Origin of the sequence: Streptomyces sp. NBC_01689 (assembly GCF_036250675.1) — a bacterium.
In the GTDB taxonomy this organism is placed as follows: Bacteria; Actinomycetota; Actinomycetes; order Streptomycetales; family Streptomycetaceae; genus Streptomyces.
On sequence record NZ_CP109592.1, the window covers coordinates 8,497,737 to 8,510,306 of the forward strand.

Here is a 12,570-nt window from a genome sequence, read left to right on the forward strand (position 1 = left end):
GCACTTCGCGCGCGACGGGAAGGCCGTCGTCGCCCGGCCGCGCGGACCGCCACTCCAGTGCCTCCGGTCCGCCGGGTGACGCCTGGGCGCAGTGGAAGCGTGAGGTCCTCGGCGCGCGCCCTCCGGGCGTCCGACGAGGTACTCCCGCGCGGCTCCCGGAGAGGGCATGATGAGTCATCAGTACCGGTCAGGCGACGCTATGCTGTCGTCAAAAGTGAATCATTTACCGTTCAAGTACGTTGAGCGGATGTCGCTCCGTCCTACCCGTCACTCGCTGTCCGGTCACACCCGCGCAGAGGTGCGTCCCGGTGGCACCGCGGCAGCAGCATGTCGTCAACCCTGGAAGGAAGTGCCGTGGCGCCGGTGCTCGTTGGACACGAAGGCTTGTTGGCCGGAGAACGGATACCGGTCATCGGCACCCGGGTCACCTTCGGACGCAATCCCGATAACACGGTCGTCATATCCAGCCTGAGCGTTTCGCGCTTCCACGCCGAGATCGTCCTCGACGAGACCGAGGGCTACGTGCTGCACGACTGCGGCAGCAGCAACGGAACGCAGGTGAACGGCGAGGACATCGAATCCCGGCTGCTCAAGCCGGGAGACGCCATCACCATCGGCGACCAGGAGTTCCGGTTCGAGGTCGCGGACGCCATGGAGACGATCATGGCGCTCTCGGTGCCGCGCTCCATGACGCACGGCGGCGAGGACCTCGCACAGGGTCCGGTGCTGCGGGTCACCGTCGCGGGCGGCGGCCCGGTCGGCCTGTCGCTCGCCCTGCTGCTGGAGCACTTCCTCGGCGCCCAGGCGCAGATCACCGTGTACGACGGCCGGTGGCGCAAGCAGGGCCGCAAGATCGTCTGGAAGGACGCCAGCCAGGGCAACGTGCGCCGCCAGCAGGTGGTGACCGTGCAGAGCCGCCAGTACCTCAGCCTGCCCCAGGAGGTGCGCGACCGGCTCTTCGAACCGGACCACTACACCGAGATGTGGCCCTCGGGCCCCGACTCCGTCGGCGACCACCACCCGCGCAACATGCGCATCGCCTACATCGAGGACCGTCTGCTGGAGGTGGCCAACGAGAAGAAGGGCCGGATCCAGCTGGTCCCCACCCGCTTCAGCATCGACGAGCAGCAGGAGGCCCTGGCCGGCCAGCACGTCCTCGCGATCTGCGACGGCGGGCGGTCGCGCACCCGCGAGCACTTCGCCGCCAAGTTCGGCAAGGCGGACGAGTCCATCTACTCGGTGGACGGCCGCCACCTGCAGGACGTGGTGCTCGGCCTGCGGGTGAAGTCGGGCCTGACCGACCCCATGGCGGTACTGCTGACCGTCGCGCAGAACCGGTTCCTGCTCAACTCGCTGCGCGGCGAGGGCTTCCTCAACATGCGTCTGACGGACGCCGAGACGGCGGAAGTGGTCGGCATCGACCCCGTGCGCCGCGTCTTCGAGGAGTGCATCGCCTCACGCCCGTGCGTGATGGGACGCGACGAGCACGGAGACTTCCAGTGCTCCACCCACAGCACCCTGTTCCTGCCGGCCCTGATCAGGGGCTCGGCGCTGTGGAAGCGGGTGCACGAAGGACTGCGCCTGTTCGGCGTCGAGGAGGACGACCTGAGCGCGGTCACCTCCTTCCGCCTCGACATGGTGCAGCGTCCGCGCTTCACCGCGGAGTTGCTGCCCTCCACGGCCAACTCCCCGGGCACGTACGGCTTCCTGCTGGGCGACGCCGCCAACGCCATCCACTTCTGGCCCGGACGGGGTCTCAACAGCGGCCTGGCGTCGGCGATCTCGCTGGCACGCTCCCTCAACGGAGCCTGGAACGGGAAGCCCTTCCGGGACGCGGACTTCCTGCGCCACGAAGCCGCCATGTCGATGCTCCAGTACCGCCACAAGAGCCGCGCCTGGAAGGCGATGGTGACCACCGACGACCAGGGCGCCACCTGGGCCATCAAGGACATCATCGCCCACGGCATCGACGGGATCGCCGAGGAGCCGGACCGCGAGGCGGACATCGCGACGCTGCTGGAGCGGATGCGGGGGATCCGGTCCCGGCTGGAGGCGCGCATGTCCGGTCTGCCGGACGACGAGGCCATCCTCGAACGACTGGGGACGCTGCAGAGCAGCACCCTGCGCATGCTTGTGCTCAGCGGTGCCTGGGACACGCTCACGATGGGCGGCGAGGAGGTCGACATCGACATCTTCTACGGTCAGGACTCGGCCGCGGCCGCGGCCGCCGTGGAGGCACTGGAGCCGGTCGCCCAGGGCTGAGCACGACCGTCACGGCCGTACGGTCCCGACGCGGCCGGCGCATCCCGATGGGCCGGATGCCCGGGTCCGGATGCGGCGGCCGCCCGGACCGCCGCAGAATTCCGGTCATGTGGAGATCCTCCGGGTCCCGGCACCCCGACCGGGCCGTACGGCGCGACGGTTCACGGCAACGCGGCGGCCTACGGCCCGCGGTGGCCGTGACCGTCGCCTGCGGCGGCCTCCTGACGGCCGTGACCGCGTGCGGCGCCCTGAGCGGGACGACGGGTCCGGGCAAGGTGCGGGGGACCGACGGCGCGGCCGTGTCCGCGCCGGCCCGCCCGGCACCGGCGCCCAGGCCGGCCGCCGCCTCCCGGGTCCCCGGCATCGGGGACCGGATGTGGGACCAGGTGCCGGCCGCCACCAGCCAGGTGGTGGCCGTCTACGGCGACGACGCGGACTCGCCCGACAGCCTCGTCGTGCTCTACGAGCGGCGCGGCGGGAGCTGGGAACGGATCGCGGACTGGCCGGCGCACAACGGCAGGCTGGGCTGGACGACCGATCACCGCATGGACGACCTGCGCACCCCGGTCGGTGTCTTCACCCTCTCCGACGCGGGCGGGTCACGCGACGACCCGGGGAGCCTGCTGCCGTACCGGCAGGACGCCCACGCCTTCGCGCCCCCGGCGGACGCCGACGCGTCCCACCGCCACGACTTCGACTACGTCGTCGCCGTCGACTACAACCGGGTCGAGGGCACCCCGCCGTACGACTGGACCCGGCCGCTCGGCGAGGACAAGGGCGGCGGGATCTGGCTGCACCTGGACCACGGTGACGGCACGTCGGGCTGCGTCACCGTCCCCGAGGCCGCGATGAGAACCCTGCTGCGCACCCTCGACCCGCTGAGCCGTCCCGTCGTGGTGATGGGGGACCGGGAGCACCTGTGGCGCTGAACTTCCGGGCGGCACACCGGTAGCACCCGTGACGTCGAACCCGCGGTGCGGCACGCCGGGACGGCGGGCGCGCCACCCCGCTCACGGCAGCAGACGCCGTTCCTTCGCCACCACGACCGCGCCGGACCGCGTGTCGACACCGAGCTTCCCGTAGATCCGGCCCAGGTGTGTTTTCACCGTCGCCTCGCTGATGCGCAGGGCCCTCGCGATGTCCCGGTTGCCCGGACCCCGGGAGAGCTGCGCGAGGATGTCGCGTTCGCGGTCGGTGAGCGTGGGACGCGGGCTGCGCAGGCCGGCCGGCACCCGGCCGGCGACGGGTGCCGAGAGCGTCGTACGGCCCTGGGCGGCGGCGTGGATCGCGGCGAACAGCTCCTCCGGACGCTCCGCCTTCAGCAGGTAGCCCGTCGCCCCGGCCCCGATGGCACGGGAGACGTCGGCGTCGGTGTCGTACGTCGTGAGGACCAGCACGCGCGGGCCCTCGCCGGGCGCGGCGGCGAGACGGCGGGTGGTCTCCACGCCGTCGATCCCGTCACCGAGCTGAAGGTCCATCAGGACCACGTCCGGCCGCAGCTTCGCGCTCAGGGCGAGTGCCTCCTCCCCGGTACCGGCCTCACCGACGACCTCGACTCCGGGGGCGCTGTCGAGCAGCGCGAGCAGGCCCGCCCGTACGACGGCGTGGTGGTCGCACAGCAGGACGCGGACGGCTCGGGGCGCGGCGGTCGCATCGGTGACGGAGTTCATCGGGGCTGCTCCAGAGGGATCGTGACGGACCGGACGGCGCCCTCCCCGGGAGCGGACTCGACGGCCGGCCGGCCGCCGAGCCCGCGGGCCCGCGCCCGCATCGCGGGCATCCCGTGCCCCGGACCCCGGACGGAGCCGCGGGCAGGTCGCCGGGCACGGAGCCACGGCCGTCGTCGGCGATGTCGAGGACGACCTGGTCGTCCAGGAGGGTGGCCGTACGGGTCCCGGAGCGCTCCCGTACGTTCGCCAGCGCGCCCTGGGCGATGCGCAGCAGGGCGGACCTGACCCGTTCCGGCAGCGCGGGCGCGCGGCCCGCGCCGTCGTCGACATGGACCCGTACGGTGAGCCGCTCACCGGTCTCGCGCGCGGCCAGGGCGTACAGCGCCCGGTCGAGGCCCTCGCCGCGGGCCAGGTCCGCCGGCGGCGAGCTCGCGGACGAAACGGCGGGCCTCGTCGAGACTGTGCTCGGTGGCGGACGGGACCGCGCCTCCGGCACGCTCCGGCCCGACGGCCACGGTGCGAGGATGGAGAGGTTCACCTGGGCGTCACCGGATGTGGGGGTAGGGACCGTGCTGGACGAACAGTCGGCGGAGACCGCGGCAGGGCAGGAGAGCGGGGCCCTGGGCACCTCGGCACCGCCCGTGGAACCCGCCGGGGGGCGACGTGCCGGGAGCGGGCCCGCACGGAGGTCTCCCGGCGTGATCGCGCGCCGGCTGTCCGGCGCTCTCGTGGTCCTCGCCGTGCTGGTGTTCCTGTTCTTCCTGCCCTGGTGGGTGCTGCTGGCCGGGGGCACGGCGTGGCCGTCGCCGGTCGAGATCACCGGCGGTGTCCTGTTCGCGGCCGCGCTGGTGGCGTTCCCGGTGTCGATGGCGCTGGGGCACGGCCGCCGCCAGTGGGACGCAGCGGCCCGTACGGGCGACACGATCCTCGGTGTGATCTGGGTGCTCTTCGCGTGGTCGGCCATCGGCGGCGTGCTGAGGCTCGCGCTGGCCGCCGCCGGGGTGAGCGGGCCGACCGTGGCCAGGAGCGTGGCGGTCGCCGTCGCGGTCGTCGCGGTGGCCCTGCTGGTCTGGGGATACACCGAGGCCATGCGGCTGCCCCGGGTCCGCAGGGTCGAGGTCACCCTTCCGCGGCTGGGCCCGGGGCTGGACGGGACCCGGGTGGTGGTCCTGGCCGACACCCACTACGGGCCCATCGACAGGGCGCGCTGGTCGGCGCGGGTCGTGGACGCGGTCAACGCGCTGGAGCCCGACATCGTCTGCCACGCGGGCGACATCGCCGACGGCTCGATCGCCAAGCGCCGGGAGCAGGCCGCGCCGCTGGGGAGGGTCCGCCCGCGCCTGGCACGGGTCTACGTCACGGGCAACCACGAGTACCTGGGGGAGGCCCAGGGCTGGCTCGACGAGATGGCCCGGCTCGGCTGGGAGTCCCTGCACAACCGTCATGTCGTCGTCGAACGCGGCGGCGACCGGCTCGTCCTCGCGGGAGTGGACGACCGTACGGCCGCCTCGTCCGGTCTGGCCGGGCACCGCGCCGACCTTCCCCGGGCCCTCGCGGAGGTCACTCCCGATGTGCCGGTGCTCCTGGTCGCCCACCAGCCCAAGCAGGTGGCCCAGGCGGTGGCCGCCGGCGTCGACCTGCAGGTCTCGGGGCACACCCACGGCGGGCAGATCTGGCCGTTCCACTACCTGGTACGGGTCGACCAGCCCGTGGTGCAGGGCCTCAGCCGTCACGGCGAGCGGACTCAGCTCTACACCAGCCGTGGTGCGGGCTACTGGGGTCCGCCGTTCCGGATCTTCGCGCCGAGCGAGATCAGCCTGCTCGTGCTGCGCTCCGCCGCCTGAGGCCCGCGACGGCCTACGACGGTCCACGGCGCGCCGTTCGGGCGGGGGCCGTTCGAGGTCCGGAACGGACCGGGTCCTCCGGCCGGCGTGACGGCGCCGGCCGGAGGACCGCTGGGGACCGCTGGGGACCGCTGGAGACCGCCGGGGTCAGTGCCCCTTGCCGTGCCCGGGGCGGTAGGCCTTCCAGCCGCAGTCGTTCACGTCGATGCGGACGACCTGGGGGTCGTGGTCGCTCGCCTGGTCGGCGAACTCCGCGTTGATGTGGACGACGTCGTAGTCGTAGTCGGTGATGGCGGGGCTGGTCAGGATGTGGTCGAGGGTCTGGCTGTTGCCGTCGAAGACGTAGCTGTAACGCTCCCGCACCGGAAGGGTGTTGATGAGGTCGGTGAGCACGTCGCCGTTGTCGGTGAGGGTCTTGACCGCGTCGGAGAACTCGTAGTCGTTGAGGTCGCCGAGGGCCACGATCCGCGCCTTGGGGTCGGCGGCGAGGAGGGAGTCCACGAAGGCGTTCTCCTCCTGGGCCTGGAGCTTCCGCTGGGTCTCCGAGGACCGGGTCGGCTCCTGGAACCGGCCGTGCATCGGGTCGTCGCCACCCTTGGAGTTGAAGTGGTTCGCGATGACGAACACCGTGTCGCCCTGGAACCTGAACTCGCCGACGAGGGGCTTGCGGCTGTTGGCCCACGCGGCGCTCGTGGGGTCGATGCGGCCCGGCGAGGCGGAGAGCCGGGTCTCGTGCTTCCGCTTGTCCTTGACCACGGAGACGGCGGTGGTGGACGGGTCGCCCGCGGAGGCGCGGTCCACGAAGGAGACGCGCTCGGGGTTGAAGAGGAACACCTGGCGGATGTTGCCGCCGGGCTCGCCGCCGTCCTGGCCGTCGACCGGGTTGATGTACCGCCAGGAGTACGCGGGGCCGCCCGCGGCCTTGATGGCGGCGGTGAACCGGGTCAGCGTCTCCTCGGCGGAGACGGTGCCGTCGTCGGTGGCGCCGTTGTCGTCCTGGATCTCCTCCAGCGTGACGATGTCGGGGGAGGAGAGGTTGGTGACGACGCCCTTCGCGAGGCGGGTGAACTTGTCGGCGCCGTCGGTCGGGTCGAGGTTCTCGACGTTGTAGGTGGCGAGGGCGAGTTCCTTGCCCTTCTGCTTGCGCGTCACCTCCTGCTTGAGCCCGTTGTCGACGGCCTTGCCGGTGGTGGCGGCGGAGGGAGCGAGCAGATAGCCGCCGAAGGAGGCGTAGTCGACCGGGCCGGTGGTGGTGCCGGACAGCTCGTCGCCGACGTTGAGGGTCGGGGTGGAACCGTCGGCCGCGACGATCTCGATGCGGCCGGTGTTCTGCTGGTCGTAGGCGCCGTAGAGGGTGCCGCCGCGCCTGGTGGGCCGCTCGTGGGGCTTGGCGGTCACGAACATCTCGCCGTACGAGTTGGTCGCGCCGGTCACCCGGGCGTCCTGGACCGAGGCGCGCATGCCCTCGAGGGACTCGTAGAAGTCCTGGGAGTAGACGCCCGGCTCGAGGGGGAGGTCGTCGATGCTGCCGCCGCCGGCGGTGGGCGTGTACGTGTTCGGGACGGTCGAGTCGTTCAGGACGACCGCGGCCGGGAGCGGGTTGCCGGCCGAGAGGGTGGTGGAGACCGGGCTGCCGAGTTCGGTGACCGACTGGGTGCCGGTGCCCGGGTAGTACTCCGTGACCTTGCCGCTCACCAGGACCGAGTCGCCCACGGCGACGGTGGGCGCGGTGGAGCCGGTGTAGACGAACAGGCCCTCGCTGGTGGCGGGGTCGGTGTCCGGGGTCGGGTCCTGGATCCAGTAGCCCTTGCTGCCCGTCGTGCGGACGGCGGTGACGATGCCGGGGACGCCCACCACGTTCTGGTTCTTGAGGGGCGAGACACGGGTGGTGCCCTGGATGTCGTGGATCCGGAACGCGCCCGGTGCGGTGGGGCCGCCGGGCCCGCCGCCGTCGCCGCCGCCGTTCGCGGTCTCGCCCGCGCTGTTGGTGGGGGTGGGCGTGCCGGCCGTGAAGTCGGCGGAGTTGTCGTCCGTGTCGGCGAGCGAGGCGGTGCGCGACACGGAGGTGGTGTTGCTCGCGGCGGGCGCGGCGGTGCCCTCGCGGACGACGGCGGTGCCGTAGCCGACGAGGTCCACGATGTTCGGGTCGCCGGCGCAGTCGGCGGCCGTCTTGCAGGTCAGTGCCGTGGTCGACCTGACCAGGGCGACCGTGCCGCCGGCGGCGGCCATCGCGATGTTGCCGGTGGCGTCGGCGGTCGGCAGCGCGGTGGTGCCGCCGCTGCCCGCGCCCTCGCCGACGAGGTAGCCGCCACCGGGGGCGAGCGCGCCGGTGAGGGGGGTGACCTGCCAGAGGGAGCCGGCGGAGGGGGAGGCCGGGAGGTACTGGACGCTGTACCCGTCGAGCGGGTACGCGGTCGTCGAGCGGTTGGCGAGTTCGACGAAGTCGTTCTTCAGCGTGGCGCCGGAGTTGCCGCCACCGCCGTAGGCCTCCGAGATCACGACACTCGTCGACGGCGTGGCAAAGGCGGCGGGCAGCGGCGCCATGACGACGGCCGCGGTCGCGGTCGCGGCCACGAACGCGGCGCCGGCTACGCGCACTGCGCTGGGTCTGTGCATCGGCACGGGGTGACTCCTTCAACGTCCGCCGGACGAACGGCGCATGAGGTGCGGTCAGACAGGCTGGAACCCTGCGATCGGCTGAGGTTACGCGCGTAGAAAAGGGCGTATCAAGGGGTGTGTCGTTAAATCTGTGGGTCCAGTGGCTGACTTTCCGTCTCGCGACGGCCGACGGCGGTCCGACTCGGCCTGGCCGGCCCGACCCGGCCCCCCCCGGCTCAACTCGACTCGGCCCAGCTCGGCCTGGCTCAGCTCGACTCGCCCCGACTCGGATTAAGCGCGGACAGGGGCGCGCCGCTCGCCGACCGCCCCTTCTGGAGGACGGCCGACCGCTCGGATCCAAGTGCCCGCCCCGGCGGCGGTGTTGATGTCCAGATCCGGACGCCGCGGCTCGTCCCGGTTCCGGCTCCCGTGCGGCCGGTGTCCGTCCGGCGACGGCGAACGGAGGGGAGTGGGGGCGCAGTTGGGTGCGGTACGGGCGCCCTCGGCCAGGACGGGCGGACTTTCCGTCTCCGTCGCGTCCGCCGTGTCCGCCACGGCGGCGACGCGGGAGCGGTCGGCGCTGTCGGGTCCGGAGGACTCCGGCGGAGAAAGGGCGGTGCGCGGGGACCCGACGGCGTTCGAACCGGGACGGCACGGTGTCGGGCAGGGGCGGACGCCCGGCCGGCCGGAACGCGCCCCGGCCGGATTTCCCCGCGGCCCGGGAGAGCTGTCGAAAAGCGAGGTCAGAGCCGCTGGTATGCGGTGAGAACGGCAAGGGCCGCACACTCGCCCACGGTCTCTTTCCGTGGAGTCACCCGCCGAGGGATTACTCCATTCGTGTCCATGGCCGTCGAACGCCGTGCGACATGTGTTCCCAGGAATCGGAAAGTCGGCTGGAATTATGAGCTGCCATGGGCGTGCTGTGAAGAGCGCGAGTATGACGTGCGGGCGTGTTTCCCTTTTCTCGGCGGGTGGACGGCGCGTGCCGGCCGGCCGGGCGTGCGCTGTTCGGCAGCGCGCGGTGTTCTGTACGTGGATGCGCCGTGAACGCGCTCTGATGCGAGGTGGCGGCCGGACCCTACCTTGATGGCGTCGGGGTCATGACATCCCCGACAAACGCAAGGGCCTTATTCCTCAAGGGTTGTTGGAGGAATGCCGGCCTGTCGGGGGATCGGATTTCCCGAGCGGTCGACCGACGTCGTGTGCCGGCTTCGCCGGGGCGCGTGATGCTGAAGTTTCCGTCGTGATTCTGGGAGGGTTCGAATGGACATGCGTTATGAGGCGTATTCCTACGCCGACCGGCTGTTCTACGACTCACCCGTGCAGTGGGCCGCCCGCGAGGAATTCCCCGCCGCCACCGAGGACGCGCCCCCCGGATGGGTACGCAGCGTCCGCGAGGTGTGGGTGGGTTTCCAGCCCGTGTCACCCGAACTCCCCGAACAGGGCTGGAAGATTCACGTGGCCGCCCGCCTCGACAACGCCGAGCACGTCCTCGACGTGGTCCGGCGGTACTGCTTCGACCACGGAGTCGCCTACAAGTTCCTGCGCAGCCCCGGCCTCGTACAGACGCAGAACGCCAAGTACGCGGCCCGCGCCTCCAGCGGGAAGTTCCTCACCCTCTACCCGCGCGACGACGCGGCGCTGGAACACTGCCTGAACACCCTGGACGCCGCGCTCGACGGCGCGCCCGGACCCTACATCCTCAGCGACCTGCGCTGGCGCGAGGGCCCTCTGTACTTACGCTACGGCGGCTTCGTCGAGCAGTTCTGCCGCTCCGAGACCGGTGAGCTCGTGCTCGCCTTCCGCGAGCCGTCGGGCAGGCTGCGCCCGGACGTCCGCGCCGCGGTCTTCGAGGTCCCGCCCTGGGCCCCGGTCCCGGCGGTCCTCGCGGAGACCCTCGCCTCCGCGTCCCGGGCCAGCGTCGACGACTTCCCGTACACCGTCGAGAGCGCCCTGCACTTCTCCAACGGCGGCGGCATCTACCTCGCCCGGCGGACGGCGGACGACCGGCAGGTGGTGCTCAAGGAGGCCAGACCGCACGCCGGCCTCGACCAGCGCGGCGACGACGCGGTCACCCGCCTGGAACTGGAGCACGAGACGCTCGGCAGACTCGCCGGCCTGGACTCCGTGCCCGCGGTGCTCGGCAGACTCACCGCCTGGGAACACCACTTCCTGGTCCAGGAGTACATCGAGGGCGAACCCCTGCACCGGTGGTTCGGCCGCAACTACCCTCTGGTCCACCCCGAGGTGACCGACGAGGACATCGCCGAGTACCGCGTGAAGGCGCTGCGCATCCTCGACAGCATCGAAGAGGGCCTGCGCTCCATCCACGCCCGGGGCGTCGTCTTCGGCGATCTGCACCCACGCAACCTGATCGTGCGACCCGACGGCCGGGTCGTGTTCATCGACTTCGAACTCTCCTCGCCCGTCGACGCGTTCGTCCGGCCCGCCCTGGGCGCCGCGGGATTCGCCGCGCCGCCCGAACTGACCGGGTTCGCCGTCGACGAGCACGCCCTCGCCGCCCTGCGGCTGTGGATCTTCATGCCGCTGCTGCCCCTGACGGTACTGAGCCCGCACAAGGCCGACACCCTGCGGGCCGCCGCACGGGAGAGGTTCGCGCTGCCCCCGGCGGACCCACCGGAGCTCGACGGCCGGCCCGGGAACCGTCAACGACCGCACGAGACCGAGGAGTTCGCCGAGCTGTTCAGCGGTGAGGCGGCCGCGTGGCCCCGGTTGCGCGACGAACTCGCCGCGGCGATCACGGTCAGCGCCACCCCGCACCGGACCGACAGACTGTTCCCCGGCGACCCGAGCCAGTTCACCCACGACGGCCTCGGACTGGCGTACGGCGCCGCGGGCGTCCTGTGGGCCTGCCACGCGACCGGGGCCCGGGTGGATCCGGCCCATGTGGGCTGGCTGCTCAAGGCGGTCGACCGCCAACCGCTCCGGCCCGGCCTGCTGGTCGGAGGCCACGGCGTGGCCTACGTTCTCGACCTGCTCGGACACCGGCAACAGGCCCTCGACCTGCTGGACCGCCTGATGAAGGACGACTCCGAGGGATACGGCCCCGATCTGCTGAGCGGTCTCGCCGGCATCGGGCTGTGCCTGCTCTCCTTCGCCCGGACGACCGGGGACCGGAGCCTGTACGACGCCGCCGTGGAGGCCGCCGAACGGGCCTTCGCCGGACTGCACCTCGACCGGGCCACGCCCCCGGACGGATCCAGGGCCGGCCTCGTCCACGGAGCCAGCGGAACCGCGCTGCTCCTGCTGCACCTGCACCAGGTGTCGGCGGACAGCAACCTCCTCGACCTCGCCGGCCGAGCCCTGGAGCACGACCTCGGCCGGTGTGTGGAGGCCGAGGACGGGACCCTCCAGGTCGACGACGGCATCCGTGTCCTGCCCTACCTGGAATCCGGCAGCGCGGGCATCGCCGCGGTACTGCGGGCCCATCTGGAACACCGGCCGGACGCCAGGCTCGCGGAACGACTGGAGCGCATGAGCCGGGCCGCCGTACCGGAGTTCATCGTCCAGCCCGGGCTGTTCAACGGCCGCGCCGGACTGATCGGACTGCGGGCGCTGCTGGACCCGGGCGGTGCGGAGCACGCCGAGGTGATCCGGCGGCACGTACGCCGACTGCTCTGGCACGTCGTGCCGTACGAGGGCCATCCGGCCTTCCCCGGGGAGCAGTTGCTGCGCCTGTCCATGGACCTGGCCACGGGGAACGCGGGGATCATGACCGCCCTCGGCACGGTGTACGCGGGCACGCCGACGCTGCCCTTCCTGACCGTCCCGACCGAGCCGGCCGACCTCCTCGCTCCCGGAGTCCCGGCGCCTCGGCGGCGCCCATCGTCCGAGGTGCTCCGGACACCGACCGGCTGAACCGGGCCGGCGCACCGGGCGACACACCACCGACCGTCCCACAGCGCGCCGGCGCATCCCGCCCGCGGCCCGGGAGAACAGGCCGCCCACAGAGTTCCGGCAGACCGCCGGAAGCACCCACCACCACCCGGAAGGGGACCATCATGTCCATTCTCAGCCTGCAGGCCCTGGAGACCCCCGAAGAGATCCTCGAGTACCGCTCGGTCCTCAGCTCCCTGAGCGCCGTCAACTGCACCAACAGCACGGTGAGCACCCTGCTCTGCCTCTGATCCACCCGCCGGCCGCGCCACCTCGGCGCGGCCGGCCCTCCCGACGAA

General features: G+C 72.2%; 7 protein-coding genes and 1 pseudogene. 5 read left to right on the forward strand and 3 right to left on the reverse strand.

Annotated elements, in window-relative coordinates:
• Positions 1–387: 387 nt before the first annotated feature.
• Positions 388–2,262, forward strand: a complete 1,875-nt coding sequence (locus tag OG776_RS36470) for an FHA domain-containing protein (protein WP_261995011.1) — start codon at positions 388–390, stop codon at positions 2,260–2,262.
• Between the two features lie 107 nt (positions 2,263–2,369).
• Positions 2,370–3,191, forward strand: a complete 822-nt coding sequence (locus OG776_RS36475; protein ID WP_148014158.1) for a L,D-transpeptidase family protein — start codon at positions 2,370–2,372, stop codon at positions 3,189–3,191.
• 81 nt (positions 3,192–3,272) lie between these two features.
• On the opposite strand, the gene OG776_RS36480 is transcribed toward OG776_RS36475, so the two are convergent.
• On the reverse strand, positions 3,273–3,932 hold the full coding sequence (locus OG776_RS36480; protein ID WP_148014159.1) for a response regulator: 660 nt from the start codon (positions 3,930–3,932) through the stop codon (positions 3,273–3,275).
• A pseudogene (locus OG776_RS36485) lies at positions 3,929–4,408 on the reverse strand (sensor histidine kinase); the annotation flags it as partial. The gene OG776_RS36480 and the pseudogene OG776_RS36485, both read right to left, overlap by 4 nt.
• A gap of 165 nt (positions 4,409–4,573) precedes the next feature.
• Between OG776_RS36485 and OG776_RS36490 the strand changes: the two are divergent.
• A complete protein-coding gene (locus OG776_RS36490) occupies positions 4,574–5,776 on the forward strand; it encodes a metallophosphoesterase (protein WP_410093491.1) in 1,203 nt (400 codons plus the stop codon).
• Between the two features lie 147 nt (positions 5,777–5,923).
• On the opposite strand, the gene OG776_RS36495 is transcribed toward OG776_RS36490, so the two are convergent.
• The gene (locus OG776_RS36495) at positions 5,924–8,392 is read right to left on the reverse strand and encodes a lamin tail domain-containing protein (protein ID WP_148014161.1); all 2,469 of its coding nucleotides are present in this window, start codon (positions 8,390–8,392) and stop codon (positions 5,924–5,926) included.
• 1,245 nt (positions 8,393–9,637) lie between these two features.
• Here OG776_RS36495 and lanKC point away from each other — a divergent pair.
• Positions 9,638–12,253 (forward strand): class III lanthionine synthetase LanKC, encoded by a 2,616-nt coding sequence (gene lanKC, locus OG776_RS36500; protein WP_329323199.1) that lies wholly within the window; start codon positions 9,638–9,640, stop codon positions 12,251–12,253.
• A gap of 143 nt (positions 12,254–12,396) precedes the next feature.
• Complete coding sequence (locus OG776_RS36505) at positions 12,397–12,522, forward strand: SapB/AmfS family lanthipeptide (RefSeq protein ID WP_148014162.1); 126 nt, start codon at positions 12,397–12,399, stop codon at positions 12,520–12,522.
• Positions 12,523–12,570 lie beyond the last annotated feature (48 nt).

Excerpts from the sequence above, each read along its gene's own strand:
- OG776_RS36505 (WP_148014162.1), top strand. The coding sequence starts at position 12,397 with ATGTCCATTCTCAGCCTGCAGGCCCTGGAGACCCCCGAAGAGATCCTC.
- OG776_RS36475 (WP_148014158.1), top strand. The coding sequence starts at position 2,370 with ATGTGGAGATCCTCCGGGTCCCGGCACCCCGACCGGGCCGTACGGCGC.
- OG776_RS36480 (WP_148014159.1), bottom strand. The coding sequence starts at position 3,932 with ATGAACTCCGTCACCGATGCGACCGCCGCGCCCCGAGCCGTCCGCGTC.
- lanKC (WP_329323199.1), top strand. The coding sequence starts at position 9,638 with ATGGACATGCGTTATGAGGCGTATTCCTACGCCGACCGGCTGTTCTAC.
- OG776_RS36495 (WP_148014161.1), bottom strand. The coding sequence starts at position 8,392 with ATGCACAGACCCAGCGCAGTGCGCGTAGCCGGCGCCGCGTTCGTGGCC.